The sequence below is a fragment of the Rhizobium sp. AP16 genome, assembly GCF_000281735.1.
Lineage (GTDB): Bacteria > Pseudomonadota > Alphaproteobacteria > Rhizobiales > Rhizobiaceae > Rhizobium > Rhizobium rhizogenes.
Map to the genome: position 1 here is coordinate 24,279 of NZ_AJVM01000015.1, position 18,966 is coordinate 43,244.

An 18,966-nucleotide genomic window follows, 5' to 3' on the forward strand; every position below is an offset into this window, starting at 1 on the left:
AGTCAGATTTCTTTAAAGCGGAAATTCGACCCGGCGAGCTGATCGAGGCTGTTCCGTCCCGAAGCCTTATGAGAAGGATCCGCAGCTGAGGGTTTGCGCACGAGCTGCGCAAGCAGCTCGGTCTGTTGTGCCGAATGCTGGCTGATCGTTTGCAGATGCTCGAGCATCAATGCGAAAGCGATGATGAAAATGCCACCGAAAGCGGCTGAGATGGCGTCGGTCAACCCTGCGATAAAGCCTTCGATACCTCCAGCGAGGAGCATCACGATAGCGGCTATGATTGCGAGCGCGATAACCAGGCCGCCGATGGCTTTCAGTAAACTTACCATATATTAGTCTCCACAACTTACGGTAAGTGTATTCATTTTTTACATCGTATCAAGCTCGATGATCGCGGTTGCATTTTTTTAGTGTATTTAATTTTTTATGCCGCTTTTAGGTGTGGCCGCCGGGAAGATTGGATGCCCCATGGTCGGGCGGATCGTTTAGCGAGTTTACGACATCCGATTTGGTGCGTTTAAAGATGGCACTCGCCAGGTATGGTTAACGGAAATTAGCCGTTTGATATCAGTCTTCTAGCTCGAATCAGGCCCTGTCCCACGATTCGACATGCTTCTAATTCACCTGTGGATATTAAGGGATCGTTTATGACCTTCTGGCATTCAATGGTCGCGATCAAGCAGTTGTTGTTTGCGTTAAAGAAGGCTTGACATCATGGACGACGATTTCTGGAAAGCTGTTCAGGAAAAAGAACAGTCCTATTCCACGTCGCGCAAGACGGGCGCGTTGAATATCGCTTTGCTGTTTGGAACGGCGGCGGTCGCGCTTTCGCTTATCCTGACGCCAATGCTGTCCGACAAATCCAAGTCCAACGTGCTTGCCAGCGCGCCGGATCTCGATACGATGACCACCGGCTCCATTCAGCGAACGGAAGACGGCAAGCGTTACACTATCCGCCGCAGCGTCCTGCAACAGGAACCCGGTTCGGTCTGCATCGTCCAAGGCTATGGTGCCGATGGCGGCTGCTGACTGCTATAGAGGTTAAGCCTATCGGGTGCATGAACGCGCCGGATTCGCTCGTTTTCAAAAGCTAGGAGCTTGAAGCGTATGCGTTCCGTTCGGCGTTTTTTTAATGACAAGACCGGTGCCACGGTCATCGAATATGGCCTGATCGCGGCCCTCTTGTCGGTGGCGATCGTCAGTGGTCTTGGCGCTTTCGGCGGCAGCCTGACAAACGTGTTCAACCTCGTCTCCAACACGCTGAACGGCCCGGCAACGCCGGCGAACTGAAACGCTCAGCTCCAGTTCGATTCCGATCCATCTATTGTTTGAGCTTGTGCTCTTCGACTTTCAGGGCGTCGGCGAGCCGTGCCTTGGCCGAGCCCGGCCGCAACGGCTTCTGCTGACTTTCATGCGGCGTCCAGCCGGATGCATAGATAATTGTGAAGGTCGCCCTTATTCTTCCGTCGGGGTCGGAATAGCGCTCGGCATAGAGCTCGGCGGCGCGCAGGAAGAAGGCGCGCGTCAGCGGCTTGCGGCTGCGGTCGGCGAGCGGGTTGGTCATGCCCATGGCGCGCAGGTCGCGCATCAGTGCGAAGAGATTGTCGTAGCGCACCGTATAGCTCTCGGCGTCGATCACCGGCAGGGTGAAACCGGCGCGCTGCAGCAGGCCGCCGACATCGCGGACCTCCGCAAAGGGGATGACGCGCGGGCTGGCGCCACCGGTTAGCTCGATCTCGGTAGCAAGCAGCACGTCGCGCAGTTCCTGCAGCGTGCCCAGGCCGGGGATCGCGGCCAGGAACAGACCGTCGGCCTTCAGCGCGCGGCGCACCTGGATGAAGACGCCGGGTGTGTCGTTGGTGACATGCAGGCTGAGCGGCGACAGCACCAGATTGACGGATTCGGCCGCCAGCGGCAGCTCCTCCAGCGGCGCCTTGATCAGCTCCTCGCCGGGGACGGCAAAGCCGGCCTCGCCTTCGATGCGCCCGATATGGCCGATCTTGCCGGTTGCAAGCGCCTCGCGTGCCGCAATGCCGGTCGCGCCATGCAGCTCGATCGCCTCGTCGAAATGCCGCTCGATGACGGAGAGCCGCTCGGCCAATTCGCGAGCGGCGATCTCCAGCAGGAAGGCGGCTTTCGTGTCGCCCTGTTTCAACGCCCGGTGCCTGCGGGCGGCGAGCAGCGATTGGTCGAACACGATGTCCATGGCGGTTTCCTGCAATCTGATCTCATCGGCGCAGCCTTGCGGCCATGCATGTTTTCCCTTCGCAAAGCCTGCGAGAAAAAGCTAGTGTCAATCATATAGGCATTATGGGGCGTATGGGCATCATCGGGGATGAAATCACGCTGTCGAGATTGTGGGCCGGCCTGGCAAAACCATGGCTGGTGCTCGCCGATCTCGTCTATCCGCCAGCCTGTCCAGGCTGCGGCGCCTCGACGGGTGCGCATCGCAGCCTCTGCCCGATCTGCTGGTCCGGCGTCCGTTTCATCGAGCGGCCCTATTGCGAGGTGCTGGGCAGTCCGTTCACCCATGATCTCGGCACGGGAATCCTGAGCGCCGAGGCGATCGCCGATCCGCCCGTCTTCGATCGGCTGCGCTCCGCGGCCATTCACGATGGCGTCGTCCGCGATCTCGTGCTTGGACTGAAATATCGCGACCGCACGGATCTGGCGCCGATGATGGCGGGCTGGATGCTGCGGGCCAGCGACGGCGCAGTTGCCGCCTGCGACGCCATCATTCCGGTGCCGCTGCATCGGGCGCGGCTGTTCTCGCGTAAGTACAATCAAGCGGCGGAACTGGCCCGGCATCTCGCCCGGCTCTCCGGCAAACCGCTGCTGGCGGCGACGCTGCAGCGCATCAAGCGGACGAGCCAGCAGGTCGGTCTCGGTGCGAAGGCGCGACAGGACAATGTGCGCGGCGCTTTTGCCATCGCAGAGGGGCGTGCCAGCGATATTTTTGGCCGCCGCGTCGTGCTGATCGACGACGTCTATACGACCGGCGCGACGGTGGCTGCGGCAACACGGGTGCTGAAGAAAGCCGGTGCCTCGGATGTGACGGTTTTGACCTTTGCAAGGGCTGTCGACGTGCTTATATGACAGGTAACCTGCAATTTTCCGGAGTGGATCATGGCATCCGTTGTCATCTATACGCGTGAGTTCTGCGGCTACTGTGCCCGGGCGAAATCCCTGCTCGAGTCCAAGGGCGTCGACTATGTTGAACACAACGCCACCTATTCACCCGAGTTGCGCCAGGAGATGATCGAGAAGGCCAAGGGCCACTCGACTTTCCCGCAGATTTTCATCAACGGCGAGCATGTCGGCGGATGTGACGATATCCATGCGCTTGATCGGGCCGGCAAGCTCGATCCGCTGCTGGCCGCCTGAACCGGATCGCCCTCGGAGACTATGATGACCTTCAAAGCCGCCGCCATTCAGATGTGTTCCGGTGTCGATCCGATGAAGAACGCCGCCGATATGGCGCGGCTGGTTTGCGAGGCGGCGGCGCAGGGTGCCGTCTATGTGCAGACGCCGGAAATGACCGGCGCGGTGCAGAAGGACCGGCCGGGCCTGCGCGCCGTGCTGCGCGACGAAGCCAATGACATCATCGTCAAGACGGCGTCGGACCTTGCCAAAGAACTCGGCATCCATGTGCATGTTGGCTCGACGGCGATCCCGCTTGAGGACGGCAAGATCGCCAATCGCGGCTTTCTCTTCGGCCCGGACGGCAAGCTCATCAGCCGCTATGACAAGATCCACATGTTCGACGTCGATCTCGACAATGGCGAGAGCTGGCGCGAAAGCGCGGTCTATCGTCCCGGCTCCGAGGCGCGCATCGTGTCGCTGCCTTTCGCCGAGCTCGGCTTCTCCATCTGCTACGACGTGCGCTTTCCACAGCTCTTCCGCGCTCAGGCCGTTGCAGGTGCGCAGGTGATGACGGTGCCGGCCGCTTTTACCCGGCAGACCGGCGAGGCGCATTGGGAAATTCTGCTCCGGGCGCGGGCGATCGAGAACGGCATGTTCGTCATCGCCGCCGCCCAGGCAGGCGTTCACGAGGATGGCCGCGAGACCTTCGGCCATTCGATGATCATCGATCCCTGGGGCAAGGTGCTGGCATCGGCCGGCGGCACGGGCGAGGCGGTCCTCGTCGCCGAGATCGACGTTGGGGCGGTCAAATCCGCCCATGACAAGATCCCCAATCTTAAGAATGCGCGTGAATTCTCGTTGGAGAAGATCGCGACGCCGGCGGCTGGAGGCGTCGCTGCTTGATCCGTTATTCGCTGAGATGTGACAAGGCCCATGAGTTCGAGGGCTGGTTTTCGCAAAGCGCCGATTTCGACCGCCAGGTCGCAAGCGGTTTCCTGACCTGCCCCGTCTGCAATTCGGGTGCGATCTCCAAACTCCTGATGGCGCCGTCGGTTTCGACCGCGCGCAAGAAGGACGAGTTGCAGACGCTTGCCATGGACGCTGTCCGCAAGGAGGCGATGATCAAGCTCAAGGAGGCGGTCGACAGCATCAAGGCGAATGCTGAGGATGTCGGCGCGAAATTCCCGGAAGAGGCCCGCAAGATCCACTATGGCGAGGCCGACGCCCGCGGGATCATCGGCAAGGCGACGCCGGACGAGGCGCAGGCGCTGGTCGAGGAAGGCATCGAGATCGCGGCGATCCCAGTTCTGCCGGACGATATCAACTGATGCCGCATAGCGGCAAACATCTCGCAATGTATAATTTCGGGCTGCATGTCGCGCCCTACGAGAGCCCTGTGGTCGAAGGGTTTCGTCTGCGGGAGGATGCCAATTTCGAGGCTGCCGCTCGTGCTCATGGCTTTGTCGGGCGCTCCGGCTATGACGGCATGCCAGGCCCGGCATGCTGGGGCCGCCAAGTCTTTCCACGCTTCATCGAGGGCAGCGGCTTCGCGACGGCACCGTCCTCGCTGTCGCTATGGACCGATATCGAATCCCTGATGGCTTTTTCCTATAGCGGCGTCCATGCCGATGCCCTGAAGCATGCGCGGCATTGGAACGTGAAGCAACGCTGGCCGGCACTGGTCCTATGGTGGGTTGGCGCTGGTGTTGTCCCCGAATGGAAAGAGGGAACCGAGCGGCTGGAACGGCTTCACGATGAAGGGCCGAGTGCTGCGGCTTTCACCTTCAAGCAACCCTATGATGCCGATGGAAACCTTGCGACGATCGACCGAGAGAAGGTCAAAGAGATCGCGGTGTTGAATGCCATAGGCCAGCGCGATCTATTGACGCATGTGCTGACGCTGAAAGCTTGATCCAACAGCAAGATGGCTTTCAGCCCGCCCGCTTCGCCAGCAACATGTAGTTCACATCCATATCCTTCGATAGGTTCCACCGGTCCTGCAGCGGCGAATAGAAGACGCCGGTGCGGGCGATGATCTCGAGGCCGTCGGCGGCGAGCGGCTTTTCGATCTCTTCCGGACGGACGAGCTTTTCATATTGATGCGTGCCGCGCGGCAGCCAGCGCAGAACGTTTTCGGCGGCGAAGATGGCGAGTGCCGCTGCCTTCATCGTGCGGTTGATGGTGGCGACGTACATCAGGCCGCCTGGGCGCACCATCTTGGCGCAGGTCGTCAGGAAAAACTCGACGTCGGCGACATGCTCGACCACTTCCATGTTGAGCACGATATCGAAGGTCTCGCCGGCCTCGGCCAGCTGCTCGGCGGTGACGGCGCGATAATCGACGGGAACGCCGGAGGCTTTGGCATGGGTCGAGGCGATGCCGATGTTCTTTTCTGAAGGGTCGGCGCCGACGACCGAGGCACCCATGCGGGCGACTGGCTCCGACAGCAATCCGCCGCCGCAGCCGATATCGAGCACGCGCAGGCCTTCCAGCGGCCGGGCGCTCTTCGGATCGCGGCCGAAATTCTCGCAGGCATGGTCGCGGATATAGGCGAGGCGCACCGGGTTGAACTTGTGCAGCGGCTTGAACTTGCCGGTCGGGCTCCACCATTCCGCCGCCATTGCGGAAAAGCGATCCACTTCGCTCTGGTCGATCGTGCTTTTCGCCGCTTCGCTCATGGTTCCGCTCCTTGGTCTGGGTGGCATTTCGGTAGATGTGAAGTCGGACGATCGCAAGCTGATGTCAAGGGCTGGGCGACTTTGAAGCCGCTACGACCGGCGGCGTTCTTGTCGCAGCTTTCGCCAATACCTAAAATCGTCAGAAGGAAGGGGCGATCCTCGGCAGGCAATGGTCGAGCCTCAAAGTGGAGTATTAAAGAGAACTATTCCGCCACGCCATGCTATTGCACCCGCCTGCCAAACTCGCTAAGAGACGCCCCCATTGAGATTAGGCTTTTCCGGCCATTGCACCGGAAGGGCTGTTTTGCATGCCGGGCTCATCGCGTTTCGGCCGCCCGGCGCTGATACTGGTAGAGGCACATGGCACGCATCGTGATGAAATTCGGCGGAACGTCCGTCGCGGATCTGGACCGTATCAGGAATGTCGCACGCCATGTGAAACGTGAAGTCGAGGCGGGCCATGAGGTTGCGGTCGTCGTTTCCGCCATGTCCGGCAAAACCAATGAGCTGGTCGGCTGGGTGCAGAACATGCCGAAGGTCGCTGGCGCCAATCATTCCATCTATGATGCGCGGGAATATGACGCCATCGTCGCTTCCGGCGAGCAGGTGACCTCCGGTCTCCTGGCGATCGCGCTGCAGGCGATGGGCATCAATGCCCGCTCCTGGCAGGGCTGGCAGATCCCGATCCGCACCGACAACGCCCATGGCGCGGCCCGCATCCTCGAGATCGAAGGCGAGGATATCATTCGCCGCATGCAGGAAGGCCAGGTGGCTGTCGTCGCCGGCTTCCAGGGCCTCGGCCCGGACAACCGTCTTTCGACGCTCGGTCGCGGCGGCTCCGATACCTCTGCCGTGGCGATCGCCGCCGCGGTGAAGGCCGATCGTTGCGATATCTATACCGATGTCGACGGCGTCTACACGACGGATCCGCGCATCGAGCCGAAGGCGCGTCGTCTGAAGAAGATCGCCTTCGAAGAAATGCTCGAAATGGCCTCGCTCGGCGCCAAGGTGCTGCAGGTGCGCTCGGTCGAGCTGGCCATGGTCTTTAAGGTCCGCACTTTCGTGCGCTCTTCATTTGAAGATCCCGATGCTCCGGGCATGGGCGATCTGTTGAACCCGCCCGGAACGCTGATTTGTGACGAGGAAGAAATCGTGGAACAGGAAGTAGTCACCGGCATTGCCTATGCCAAGGATGAAGCCCAGATCTCGCTGCGCCGTCTTGCCGACCGGCCGGGCGTCTCCGCCGCGATCTTCGGGCCTTTGGCTGAAAGCCATATCAACGTCGACATGATCGTCCAGAACATTTCCGAAGACGGTTCCAAGACCGACATGACCTTCACGGTTCCTTCGGGCGATGTTGAAAAGGCGCTGCGCGTTCTCGGCGAAAACAAGGACAAGATCGGCTACGACGTCGTCCAAAACGAATCAGGTCTCGTTAAGGTTTCGGTCATCGGCATCGGCATGCGCTCGCATGCCGGCGTCGCTGCGACCGCTTTCCAGGCACTTGCCGAAAAAGGCATCAACATCAAGGCCATTACGACGTCGGAAATCAAGATTTCCATCCTGATCGACGGTCCTTATGCGGAACTCGCAGTCAGGACTTTGCATTCCTGCTACGGTCTGGATAAGAGTTGATAAAGGATTGCTGACAACGGACCGTGACGGAGGTGAGTTTCGGCCGGCCCTGACGTGGGCAAGACTGGCGGCAATATCTTGATTTCGGGAGCTAGAGACGCAATGAGAGACCTATCCGGCGGTCCACGCGTTCTGCTCAAGCGGCTGCGCGAATTGATGGCGGAGCCGCTGGAGCCGCAGGAGCGTCTTGACCGGATCGTCCGCCAGATCGCCAGCAACATGGTCGCGGAGGTCTGCTCGGTTTACGTTTTGCGCGCCGACGGCGTGCTCGAACTCTACGCCACCGAAGGTCTGAACAAGGAAGCCGTCCACCTTTCGCAATTGAAGATGGGCCAGGGCCTGGTCGGCACGATCGCCGCTTCCGCTCAGCCGCTCAATCTCTCGGACGCGCAATCGCATCCCGCCTTCCGCTACCTGCCAGAAACCGGCGAAGAGGTCTACCACTCCTTCCTCGGCGTGCCGATCCTGCGCACCGGCCGCTCGCTCGGCGTTCTCGTCGTGCAGAACAAGGCGAGCCGCAACTATCGCGAAGAAGAGCTGGAAGCGCTCGAGACGACGGCGATGGTGCTGGCCGAGATGATCGCTACCGGCGAGCTGAAGAAGATCACCAAGCCGGGCCTCGAGCTCGACCTTACCCGCTCGGTCACCATCGACGGCGACAGCTACAATGAAGGCGTCGGGCTTGGCTATGTCGTGCTGCACGAGCCGCGCATCGTCGTCACCAATCTCCTGAACGAGGATACCGACAAGGAAATCGGCCGGCTGGCCGAGGCGCTCGGCTCGCTGCGCATCTCCATCGACGACATGCTGTCGCGGCGCGACGTCTCCATGGAGGGCGAGCACCGCGAGGTTCTGGAAACCTACCGCATGTTCGCCCACGACCAGGGCTGGGTGCGCAAGCTGGAAGAGGCGATCCGCAACGGCCTGACCGCGGAAGCCGCGGTCGAGAAGGTGCAGAGCGATACCAAGGCGCGGATGATGCGCCTGACTGATCCCTATCTGCGTGAGCGCATGCATGATTTCGAGGATCTGGCCAATCGGTTGCTCCGCCAGCTCACCGGCTATTCCGGCCGCACGGCCGCCGACGGCTTCCCGAACGATGCAGTGATCTTTGCGCGCGCCATGGGCGCTGCCGAGCTGCTCGATTATCCCCGCGCCAATATTCGCGGCCTGGTGCTGGAAGAGGGCGCGGTTACCAGCCACGTCGTCATCGTCGCCCGCGCCATGGGCATCCCGGTCGTCGGCCAGGCGGCGGGCGTTGTGGCTCTCGCGGAAAACGGCGATTCCGTCATCATCGATGGCGACGGCGGCCATGTGCATCTGCGGCCGATGGCCGATCACCAGCGGTCCTATGAAGAAAAGGTGCGTTTCCGCGCTCGCCGCCAGGAGCAGTTCCGGGCGCTCCGTTCGGTCGAGTCGGTCACCAGGGACGGGCAGCGCATTTCGCTGTTGATGAATGCCGGTCTGCTGGTCGATCTGCCGCAACTTGCCGAATCCGGCGCAGAAGGCATCGGCCTGTTCCGCACCGAGCTGCAATTCATGATCGCCTCGACCATGCCGAAGGCGGAGGAGCAGGAAGCCTTCTATCGCAGTGTGTTGAAGCAGGCGGGCGGGCGCGTCGTCACCTTCAGGACGCTCGATATCGGCGGCGATAAGGTTGTGCCCTATTTCCGCGCTCATGAGGAAGAAAACCCGGCGCTCGGCTGGCGCGCCATTCGCCTGTCGCTCGATCGGCCCGGCCTGTTGCGCACGCAGTTGCGCGCCATGCTGAAGGCCGCCGCCGACGGCGAATTGAAGATGATGGTGCCGATGGTCACCGAGGTCTCCGAGATCGAGGCGGTGCGCGAACTCCTGCAGAAGGAAGTGCAGCATCTGTCGCGCTTCGGCCATGCTCTGCCGCGCAAGCTGCAATTCGGCGCCATGCTGGAAGTGCCGGCGCTGCTGTGGCAGCTCGACGAGCTGATGGCGGCGGTCGATTTCGTCTCGGTCGGCTCCAACGATCTCTTCCAGTTCTCGATGGCGGTCGATCGCGGCAATGCGCGCGTCTCGGACCGTTTCGATCCGCTCGGGCGTCCGTTCCTGCGTATTCTGCGCGACATTGTGCGCGCCGGCGAGCGCAACAAGACGCCGGTGACGCTGTGCGGCGAACTTGCCGGCAAGACGATTTCGGCCATGGCGCTGCTGGGCCTCGGCTTCCGCTCGGTGTCGATGTCGCCGGCCTCCATCGGCCCGGTCAAGGCGATGCTGCTGGGTCTCGATCTCCAGGCCTTGTCGAAGGTCATGGAAGAGGCGCTGGACGACAAGCGTCCGACGGCCTCGATGCGCGACATCCTTGCGGGCTTCGCCGAGAGCCACAATATTCCATTGTAGACAGAACAAATAAGAAGAATCGGAGTGTGGGGTGGCAAACCTTCCCATTGAAAAAATGCGCGAATTGGAACGCCGTTTCGGCGAGATCGAAGCGCGTATGTCCGCCGGTCCGGCGGCGGATGTCTATGTGAAGCTTGCTTCCGAATATTCCGAACTGCAGCCGGTCGTCGCCAAGATCCGCGACTATGAGAAGGCGATCGCCGAGGCTTCGGATCTGGAAGCCATGCTTGCCGATAAGTCGGTCGACCGCGAGATGCGCGATCTCGCCGATATGGAATTGCCCGAGGTCAAGGAGCGGATCGAGCTCCTGGAACAGGACATCCAGATCCTGCTGCTGCCGAAGGATGCGGCCGACGAAAAGAGCGCGATCCTCGAAATCCGCGCCGGAACCGGCGGCTCGGAAGCCGCCCTTTTCGGCGGCGATCTTTTTCGCATGTATGAGCGTTTCGCGGCGAACAATGGCTGGAAGGTGGAAATCCTCTCGGCCAGCGACGGCGAAGCCGGCGGCTACAAGGAAGTGATCGCGACGATCACCGGCAAGGGCGTGTTCTCGCGGCTGAAATTCGAATCCGGCGTACATCGCGTGCAGCGCGTGCCGGAAACCGAGGCGGGGGGGCGCATCCATACATCGGCGGCAACCGTCGCCGTTTTGCCGGAGGCCGAGGAAATCGATATCGAGATCCGCGCCGAGGATATCCGCATCGATACCATGCGTTCCTCCGGTGCCGGCGGCCAGCACGTCAACACGACGGACTCGGCGGTGCGTATTACCCATCTTCCCTCGGGGATCGTGGTGACAAGCTCGGAAAAGTCGCAGCATCAGAACCGCGCCAAGGCGATGCAGGTGCTGCGGTCGCGTCTCTTCGACATGGAACGTCAGCGCGCCGACAGCGAACGTTCTGCCGACCGCAAGAGCCAGGTTGGCTCCGGTGACCGTTCCGAACGCATCCGCACCTATAATTTCCCGCAAGGGCGCGTCACCGACCATCGCATCAACCTGACGCTCTACAAGCTCGACCGGATGATGGAAGGCGAGATCGACGAAGTGGTCGATGCGCTTCGCGCGGATTATCAGGCGAGCCAACTCGCCCAGCTCGGCGAACAGGCATGAGCGGCGGGCCGGGAGCAACTGTCGCTGGATTGTTCCAGGAGGTGCGCGCCCGCTTCATCGAGGCCGATCTCGATGATCCCGCCACCGAGGCCCGCATCCTCGTCGGCGGTCTTCTTCAGCTCTCATCGACTGAGCTGGTTACGCGCGGCGCCGAGGTCGTGGCGCCGGATCGCGCGGAGGCAGCGCGGAGCGCGATTGCGCGCCGGCTTAATCACGAGCCGGTGCATCGCATTCTCGGCGAGCGGGAGTTCTATGGCCTGCCCATGACGCTGTCGTCTGCGACGCTCGAACCGCGTCCCGATACTGAAATCCTGGTCGATACCGTGCTGCCGCATGCGCGGCGCCTTGCAACGGACCATGGGACGATCCATCTATTGGATATGGGAACGGGAACCGGGGCCATCTGTCTCGCGCTTCTTTATGAATGCCCGCAGGCAATGGGCATCGGTTCCGATATTTCCGGCGAAGCTTTGGAAACGGCGCGGGCGAATGCCGCGCGCAACGGTCTCGCCGAGCGGTTTGACACGGTGCAGGGAAGCTGGTTTGAGGCCATCCACGGTCGATTTCACGTTATTGTCTCAAATCCGCCCTATATTGAGTCCAGTGTCATTTCCACTCTCGCTCCAGAAGTAAAGAATTTCGATCCTCCGGCAGCTCTCGATGGCGGCCTTGATGGGCTGGATGCTTACAGAGCAATCGCAAAGGATGCGGCGCGGTTTCTACACCCGGATGGTATTGTCGGTGTGGAGATCGGTTATGATCAGCGGAAGACGGTGACTTCGGTTTTTGAAGGAGCAGGATTTTTCCTAATCGAAGCAGCCCGGGACTATGGACACAACGACCGGGTGCTCGTGTTTCAATATCACCATTAACGCGACAATTTGCAGCAGGTCCGTGGGACCTTGTTGTTATCGCAAAGAAAAGGCTTGGATTTCCTGAGGAAGCGATATAGGTTGCGCTCACGCGTTGGGCGGCTGGGAATAGGCGAGACGATTCGCCTGTCTTGGACAGCCTCGGGGATCCGCTCTCTGATAAGAGTGTCAAAGGTTGAAGATAACCCAATGCGTGATCAGTTAATCTGACGTAGTCGAGCGGCAGACGAGCGCTAAAGGCGCAGTTTGCTTGCGGCACGCAGGCTCTGGCTTGGAGGTTTCCAGCCACGGCGGCAGGTGCCGTTTATAATTTCATCCCAACTAAGAAAATTCAGGTGAAGGATCTATGAGGCCAGGACAGCAGAATAAGCGCGGTCGGGGGCGTGGTAACAACAACGGCGGCGGCGGCGGAAACAATAACAACAATAACAACTTCAACCGCAAGGGCTCAAACCCGCTGACCAGGACTTACGACAGCTCCGGTCCCGATGTGAAAATCCGCGGAACCGCGCAGCATATCGCCGAGAAGTACGCGACGCTTGCTCGCGACGCGCAGAGCTCCGGCGACCGCGTTATGGCGGAAAATTATCTTCAGCACGCTGAACATTACAACCGGATCATTGCCAGCGCCCAGGCGCAGATGCAGGAACGCTTTCAGCGCGACGAACAACATAACCCCAACGATCGTGACAATGCCGACCGCGACATGGATGACATGGATGCGAACGACAATGACATGGATGATCAGCCGCAGATGGCGCCGGCTCCTGCTCCGGTACGTGTCCGCGCTCCTGCTCCAGCCGTCGTTGCCGCGCCTGAGCCCGAGGTTATCGACGGCACCGGCCCGCAGCCGGTGATCGAAGGCATTCCGGCCGAAGTTGCGATCGAGGAAGAAACGCCCGTCGCTGCCGGCGAGCGCCAGCCCCGCCGTCGCAATGCCGGCAATCGTCCCCGTCGTCAGCCGCGCCGCAATGCCGATGCTGAAGGTCAGGGCGAAGGCGAAGCTGCTCCGAGCGAAGCCCCCGCACTGGTGGAAGCTGCTACGGAATAAAGACTGTTCATATGCACGGGTCGCTGCTGCAAAGGCGGAGCCAGTCATGTGTTTACAAAAACCCCGGCGTGAGCCGGGGTTTTTTCGTTTCCGGCACCCTTTAAACTCTTCAAATCCCCTCCCATATTCTCCCCTGTTGCCTTGCCGCAAATCTCAATCGGCGGCGGGCGGGGTCTGCCTTTTCAGGGGGCTCAATCTCAAACATCGGTCTGTGCCAGTCTGGGCAGGGCGATTCATGGAGGTCTACAAATGAATATTGAAAAATACTCCGAGCGCGTGCGCGGCTTTTTACAGTCCGCGCAAACCAATGCATTGTCGCAAGGAAACCAGCAATTCACGCCTGAGCATGTGCTGAAGGTGCTTCTGGACGACGACCAGGGCATGGCTGCCTCGTTGATCGAGCGCGCCGGCGGCGATGCCAAGGCTGCGCGTCTCGCAAATGACGCCGCCCTTGCCAAGCTGCCGAAAGTGTCCGGCGGCGACGGCCAGGTCTATCTCTCGCAGCCGCTTGCCAAGGTCTTCACCACGGCCGAAGAGGCCTCCAAGAAGGCCGGCGACAGTTTCGTCACGGTCGAGCGCCTGTTGCAGGCGCTGGCGATCGAATCGTCTGCGTCGACCTCGGCCACGCTGAAGAAGGCTGGCGTCACGCCGGCCGGGCTCAACCAGGTCATCAACGATATCCGCAAGGGCCGCACCGCCGATTCCGCCAATGCGGAGCAGGGCTTCGATTCCCTGAAGAAATATGCCCGCGATCTCACCGCCGAGGCCCGCGAGGGCAAGCTTGATCCGGTGATCGGACGCGACGACGAAATTCGCCGCACCATCCAGGTCCTCTCCCGCCGCACGAAGAACAATCCCGTGCTGATCGGCGAACCCGGCGTCGGCAAAACGGCGATCGTCGAAGGCTTGGCGTTGCGCATCGTTAATGGCGACGTCCCGGAATCGCTGAAGGACAAGAAGCTGATGGCGCTCGACATGGGTGCCCTGATTGCCGGCGCGAAGTTTCGCGGCGAGTTCGAAGAGCGGCTGAAGGCCGTGCTCAACGAGGTGCAGTCGGAAAACGGCGAGATCATCCTGTTCATCGACGAGATGCACACGCTTGTTGGAGCCGGCAAGGCCGATGGCGCCATGGATGCCTCGAACCTTCTGAAGCCCGCTCTTGCCCGCGGCGAGCTGCATTGCGTCGGCGCGACCACGCTTGACGAATACCGCAAGCATGTCGAGAAGGATCCGGCGCTTGCCCGTCGTTTTCAGCCAGTCATGGTTGAAGAGCCGACGGTCGAGGACACGATCTCGATCCTGCGCGGCCTGAAGGAAAAATACGAGCAGCACCACAAGGTCCGCATCGCCGATGCCGCCCTGGTGGCCGCGGCGACCCTGTCGAACCGCTACATCACCGACCGTTTCCTGCCGGACAAGGCCATCGACCTGATGGACGAGGCCGCGGCGCGCCTGCGCATGCAAGTGGATTCGAAGCCGGAAGAGCTAGACGAACTTGATCGCCGCATCATCCAGCTGAAGATCGAGCGCGAAGCGCTGAAGAAGGAAACCGACCAGGCTTCGGCCGACCGGTTGAAGCGGCTGGAGACCGAGCTGACGTCGCTGGAAGAGGAAGCCGATGCGCTGACCGCGCGCTGGCAGGCCGAAAAGCAGAAGCTGGGTCTTGCCGCCGATCTGAAGAAGAAGCTCGACGAAGCCCGCAACGAATTGGCCATTGCCCAGCGCAAGGGTGAGTTCCAGCGCGCCGGCGAGCTTGCTTATGGCGTGATCCCGAACCTGGAGAAGGATCTCCAGACTGCCGAAGAGCAGGATGGCGGTCGCGATTCCATGGTGCAGGAAGTGGTCACCGCCGACAACATCGCCCATATCGTCTCCCGCTGGACCGGGATTCCCGTGGACAAGATGCTGGAGGGCGAGCGCGACAAGCTGCTGCGGATGGAAGACGAACTGGCGAAGTGGGTTGTTGGCCAGGGCGATGCCGTTCAGGCGGTGTCGCGTGCCGTTCGCCGCTCGCGCGCCGGCCTGCAGGATCCGAACCGGCCGATCGGCTCGTTCATCTTTCTCGGCCCGACCGGTGTCGGCAAGACGGAGCTTACCAAGGCGCTCGCCCGCTTCCTCTTCGACGATGATACGGCCATGGTACGCATGGACATGTCGGAATATATGGAGAAACACTCCGTTGCCCGGCTGATCGGCGCCCCTCCCGGCTATGTCGGCTATGAGGAAGGCGGCGCGCTCACCGAAGCCGTCCGCCGCAGGCCCTATCAGGTCGTGCTGTTCGACGAGATCGAGAAGGCGCATCCCGATGTCTTCAACATCCTGCTCCAGGTTCTGGATGACGGGCGGTTGACGGACGGACAGGGCCGCACGGTCGATTTCCGCAACACCATGATCATCATGACCTCCAACCTCGGCGCCGAATACCTGACCCAGCTGAAGGAAGGTGATGACAGTGAACAGGTGCGCGAGCAGGTGATGGATGTGGTGCGGGCGCATTTCCGGCCGGAATTCCTGAACCGTGTCGATGAGATCATCCTGTTCCATCGCCTGAAGCGCGAAGAAATGGGGGCGATCGTCGATATCCAGCTCGAGCGGCTTCTGACGCTGCTGTCCGAACGCAAGATCGCGCTCGAACTCGACGAGGATGCCCGCAACTGGCTTGCCAACAGGGGGTATGATCCGGTCTATGGCGCAAGACCGCTGAAGCGGGTGATCCAGAAATACGTCCAGGATCCACTCGCCGAGCAGATTCTCTCCGGCCAGTTGCCGGATGGGTCGCGCGTACTGGTCACCAGCGGTTCGGACAGATTGCTGTTCCGCCCGCGCGGGGCGGTCAGCGAAGCGGCGTAAGCGGCTTGGTTCTCATGTGACTCTATGAAATGGCGGCTCTCGGGCCGCCATTTTCGTCGGAGGCGTGTGTCGAAAGCGCCTTGCCGCCGCAAGGCTCTTCGGTGAAGCTTGCATGGCGTTGGAGAATCGCTCGGAGAGGGGGACATCATCATGCTTATTATCTTCGGGGGCTTGCCGGGCAGCGGTAAAACCACGACGGCGCAGGCTTTGGCGAAACGGTTGAAGGCTGTGTATGTCCGGGTCGATACGATCGAGCACGCATTGCGAAATTCCGATGTTCTGAAAGCGAATGAAGGCCCGGCCGGCTATATGATTGCCTATGGTGTCGCCGAGGACAACCTCAAGCTGGGACAGACGGTCGTCGCGGATTCGGTCAATTCCATCCGTATCACGCGTGATGCCTGGCTATCGGTCGCAAAGCGGGCAGGCACGCAAGCGGTCGAAGTGGAAGTCGTCTGTTCGGATAGGGCCGAACATCGCCGGCGTGCTGAAACGCGGATGACGGATATCGAAGGATTGGTAAAGCCGACATGGGACAAGACCGTCAACCGGCATTATGAGGACTGGGGCACCCGCCCGATCGTCGTCGATACCGCTCATAAGGCCGTGGATGATCTCATTGCCGAGCTGATGGTTCGGCTGGGGCATAGTCAGGACTGAAATCTCTGGTTGCTACCAGGCTGCTCAAACGCCTGAAGGTTAGTCCTTGCTTGCAACCTGCTTCGACTTTTCGTCGCTCAGGAGCGTGTCGATGCGCTTGCGCTCGTCCTGGAATTTGGCGAGTGCGACGCCGTCCAGCGTCTTGCCGCCGGGGAGGCGGATGCGCAGGGGGTCGACCTTGGTGCCGTTGACGATCAGCTCGTAATGCAGGTGCGGTCCGGTGGCCAGACCCGTCGAGCCGATAAAGCCGATAACCTGCCCCTGCACCACCTTGGCGCCGGGAACCACGCCCTTGGCGATAGCGCTCTGATGGTTGTAGGAGGAGACATAGCCATTGGCGTGGCGGATCAACGTCTGATTGCCGAAGCCGCCGGAATCCCAGCCGGCCTTTTCGACGATGCCGTTGCCGGCAGAGATGATTGGCGTGCCGCGGGGCGCTGCCCAGTCTACGCCGGTATGCATGCGCGCGAAGCCGAGGATCGGGTGGCGCCGCATGCCGAAGCCGGACTTGAAGATGCCGGTCGGCACGGGATTGCGCAGCAGGAACTGCCGGATGCTCTTGCCGCTATCGTCGAAGTAGTCGATCGAATGATCGTCCGGATCCTCGAAGCGATAGAAGCGGGTGACCGTGTCGCCGAATTTGGCGTTGACGTAGAGCAGTTCGGAATCGGCCGTCGCCTGGCCGTTTGCGTCGGCGACGGAGAAAAAGGCTTCGAGCGAATCCGTCGGCTTCAGCTGCGCCTGGAAATCGACGTTGCTGGCGAGCAGCTTGACGATCTGCGCCACCATTTCCCTGGACATGCCGTAGGAAAGGGCGGCGCGATAGATACCGTCATAAACGCTCGGCAGGTCGCGGCCGGTGGCAACCACCGGTGCGTCATTGTCGAAGGCGGTTGCGATGGCGTCGAGCATCGGCGGTTCGCTGCCGGCAACGAAATCGCCATGATCATTCTCGGCGACGGTCAGGACATGCTTGGTGCCGCGATAGATACTGGCGCGGATAATCCTTGCCTGCTCGCCCTTCTGCAGAATGCCGATGCGCAGTACGTCGCCGCCGGAAAGATTGGAGGCGCCGAACAACGGCACGATCTTCGCCGTGATGTCGTCCGCATCCGCCTTGAGGTAGCCGGCGCTGGTAAGCGCCGTTGCGATCGGCGTGTTTTCCCGGACCGGGATAATGTCGTCGGCAAATTCCTGCGTCTGCGGCGTGACTGCTTCAGGGGCGGAGACCGACATGTTCTCCTCGACGATGCGGGCGGCAAGCCCGGCGGTTAGGTCGACATCGGTGTCATCCGTCGCAAAACGGCGCGGGTCGATATAATAGAGCGCGGAAAGCTGGGTATTGCCGTCGGTGAGCACGGAGCCGTTGGAGCGGACATTCTCCTCGACCTCGTCCAGCGACATCGAACCGGCGAGCGGGAAGGGCACATCCTTGGCCGGGAAAGGCACGGTCTTCAGGCTGACCTCGGATTCGACGTCGGAACCGTAGATGGCGCCGGTACGATTGGCGGGCGGCGGAATGTTCTCGTCGGCGGAAAAGATCGCCAAGGGATCGAAGGCCGGATAGGTCTCTGTGGCGACACGGTTGGTGGCAAGCGCGATCTTCACATGCGCGAAGGGCTGGCGACGCACCACTTCCTTGTCGCCGTCGCGCACCACTGTCGAGACTTCCAGGATGCTCCGGTCCGACGGCTTGGACGCGATGGCGGTCGACACGAGGCGGCCGCCACGCACGACCTGATCCTCGGTACTGTCATGGTTGCCGCTGTCCGATGTCGCGTAGGCTTCGGCGGGAATGGCGAGCTGCTGGCGCCCGTCGAGTGCGGCAAACAGGGCAACGCCCATCAATATACTGGAGGTGATGCCGGTGAGGAACGTGCCCGAAAGCCAGCGTAGGGAAACCTCGCGCCGGTCCGGCGCCCGCCTGCCATCGGCCAGGATTGGCGGCTCGTTTCCGAGCGATCGGAGCATCATCTTGTCCGTCATCATGCCAATCGAGATCCGGTTCCTTCATGCGAGCCGTGTAGCTGGGGGCGAAGATGTGCATATTTATGACGGACGAGTCAAATGAGGCGCATCTGGTCTGTGGACTGTTTCGGTGCTTCGAGAGCCCCGGTTTCAGTGACAAGATCGGCCTTATCTGGTGTGGATAGGGTAGGGATCAAGGGCTGCTTATTGTCATACTATGCGATCCCCCACGTATAATGGCACCGTTCCAGCGTGGTCTGGCGGTGTTATCGGGGTTTTTGGGGCCTATTATGAGCCGGCTTCGGCAGCCTTCATAAAACTATCATAAGAATCAATCACTTGTTCTTTTTTTGGCATTTTTCAAAATCGTCTGTTGACTTGTCTCTGGGGTGGGGATTATAAGCCCAC

18 protein-coding genes are annotated in these 18,966 nt (G+C 61.0%); 14 read left to right on the forward strand and 4 right to left on the reverse strand.

Translation table 11 applies throughout. From position 1 onward, the window contains the following. Nucleotides 1–2 precede the first annotated feature (2 nt). Nucleotides 3–329 (reverse strand): hypothetical protein, encoded by a 327-nt coding sequence (locus PMI03_RS08880; RefSeq protein ID WP_007692116.1) that lies wholly within the window; start codon nt 327–329, stop codon nt 3–5. A gap of 385 nt (nt 330–714) precedes the next feature. On the opposite strand from PMI03_RS08880, the gene PMI03_RS08885 reads away from it, so the two are divergent. After that, entirely contained in the window at nt 715–1,029 is a 315-nt protein-coding gene (locus PMI03_RS08885; protein ID WP_007692117.1) for a hypothetical protein, read from the forward strand. 78 nt (nt 1,030–1,107) lie between these two features. Next, nucleotides 1,108–1,290: a Flp family type IVb pilin gene (locus PMI03_RS08890; RefSeq protein ID WP_007692118.1), complete on the forward strand. Its 183-nt coding sequence runs from the start codon at nt 1,108–1,110 to the stop codon at nt 1,288–1,290. Between the two features lie 31 nt (nt 1,291–1,321). On the opposite strand, the gene PMI03_RS08895 is transcribed toward PMI03_RS08890, so the two are convergent. Then, nucleotides 1,322–2,206 carry a class I SAM-dependent methyltransferase gene (locus PMI03_RS08895; RefSeq protein WP_007692119.1) on the reverse strand — a complete coding sequence of 295 codons (885 nt, stop codon included), beginning with the start codon at nt 2,204–2,206 and terminating at the stop codon, nt 1,322–1,324. Between the two features lie 113 nt (nt 2,207–2,319). On the opposite strand from PMI03_RS08895, the gene PMI03_RS08900 reads away from it, so the two are divergent. The 5 genes from PMI03_RS08900 to PMI03_RS08920 are packed head-to-tail and all read left to right on the forward strand — an operon-like array spanning nt 2,320 to nt 5,275. Then, a complete protein-coding gene (locus PMI03_RS08900; protein WP_007692120.1) occupies nt 2,320–3,096 on the forward strand; it encodes a ComF family protein in 777 nt (258 codons plus the stop codon). A gap of 30 nt (nt 3,097–3,126) precedes the next feature. Beyond that, nucleotides 3,127–3,384, forward strand: a complete 258-nt coding sequence (gene grxC / locus PMI03_RS08905; protein ID WP_007692121.1) for a glutaredoxin 3 — start codon at nt 3,127–3,129, stop codon at nt 3,382–3,384. A gap of 24 nt (nt 3,385–3,408) precedes the next feature. Continuing rightward, nucleotides 3,409–4,266 (forward strand): carbon-nitrogen hydrolase family protein, encoded by an 858-nt coding sequence (locus PMI03_RS08910; RefSeq protein WP_007692122.1) that lies wholly within the window; start codon nt 3,409–3,411, stop codon nt 4,264–4,266. Further along, complete coding sequence (locus tag PMI03_RS08915; protein ID WP_007692123.1) at nt 4,263–4,691, forward strand: DUF1178 family protein; 429 nt, start codon at nt 4,263–4,265, stop codon at nt 4,689–4,691. The genes PMI03_RS08910 and PMI03_RS08915 overlap by 4 nt, the downstream gene beginning before the upstream one ends. After that, complete coding sequence (locus PMI03_RS08920; RefSeq protein ID WP_007692125.1) at nt 4,691–5,275, forward strand: DUF3291 domain-containing protein; 585 nt, start codon at nt 4,691–4,693, stop codon at nt 5,273–5,275. The genes PMI03_RS08915 and PMI03_RS08920 overlap by 1 nt, the downstream gene beginning before the upstream one ends. 19 nt (nt 5,276–5,294) lie before the next feature. Here PMI03_RS08920 and ubiG read toward each other — a convergent pair whose 3' ends face one another. Beyond that, nucleotides 5,295–6,041 (reverse strand): bifunctional 2-polyprenyl-6-hydroxyphenol methylase/3-demethylubiquinol 3-O-methyltransferase UbiG, encoded by a 747-nt coding sequence (gene ubiG, locus PMI03_RS08925; protein ID WP_007692127.1) that lies wholly within the window; start codon nt 6,039–6,041, stop codon nt 5,295–5,297. Nucleotides 6,042–6,401: 360 nt separating this feature from the next. Here ubiG and PMI03_RS08930 point away from each other — a divergent pair, with 360 nt between their 5' ends. From PMI03_RS08930 to PMI03_RS08960, 7 genes are all read left to right on the forward strand, one after another. Continuing rightward, nucleotides 6,402–7,676, forward strand: coding sequence for an aspartate kinase (locus PMI03_RS08930; protein ID WP_007692129.1), 1,275 nt, complete (start codon nt 6,402–6,404; stop codon nt 7,674–7,676). Nucleotides 7,677–7,778: 102 nt separating this feature from the next. Further along, on the forward strand, nt 7,779–10,046 hold the full coding sequence (gene ptsP, locus PMI03_RS08935) for a phosphoenolpyruvate--protein phosphotransferase (RefSeq protein WP_007692131.1): 2,268 nt from the start codon (nt 7,779–7,781) through the stop codon (nt 10,044–10,046). A gap of 31 nt (nt 10,047–10,077) precedes the next feature. Then, nucleotides 10,078–11,157 (forward strand): peptide chain release factor 1, encoded by a 1,080-nt coding sequence (gene prfA / locus PMI03_RS08940; RefSeq protein ID WP_007692133.1) that lies wholly within the window; start codon nt 10,078–10,080, stop codon nt 11,155–11,157. Beyond that, on the forward strand, nt 11,154–12,029 hold the full coding sequence (prmC, locus tag PMI03_RS08945; RefSeq protein WP_007692135.1) for a peptide chain release factor N(5)-glutamine methyltransferase: 876 nt from the start codon (nt 11,154–11,156) through the stop codon (nt 12,027–12,029). Before prfA ends, prmC begins: the two co-directional genes overlap by 4 nt. Before the next feature lie 346 nt (nt 12,030–12,375). Next, nucleotides 12,376–13,080 (forward strand): DUF4167 domain-containing protein, encoded by a 705-nt coding sequence (locus PMI03_RS08950; RefSeq protein WP_007692137.1) that lies wholly within the window; start codon nt 12,376–12,378, stop codon nt 13,078–13,080. A gap of 249 nt (nt 13,081–13,329) precedes the next feature. Next, complete coding sequence (clpB, locus tag PMI03_RS08955) at nt 13,330–15,930, forward strand: ATP-dependent chaperone ClpB (RefSeq protein ID WP_007692139.1); 2,601 nt, start codon at nt 13,330–13,332, stop codon at nt 15,928–15,930. Between the two features lie 150 nt (nt 15,931–16,080). Then, nucleotides 16,081–16,590, forward strand: a complete 510-nt coding sequence (locus tag PMI03_RS08960) for an AAA family ATPase (RefSeq protein ID WP_007692140.1) — start codon at nt 16,081–16,083, stop codon at nt 16,588–16,590. Between the two features lie 39 nt (nt 16,591–16,629). On the opposite strand, the gene PMI03_RS08965 is transcribed toward PMI03_RS08960, so the two are convergent. Continuing rightward, complete coding sequence (locus tag PMI03_RS08965) at nt 16,630–18,579, reverse strand: M23 family metallopeptidase (protein WP_007692141.1); 1,950 nt, start codon at nt 18,577–18,579, stop codon at nt 16,630–16,632. Nucleotides 18,580–18,966 lie beyond the last annotated feature (387 nt).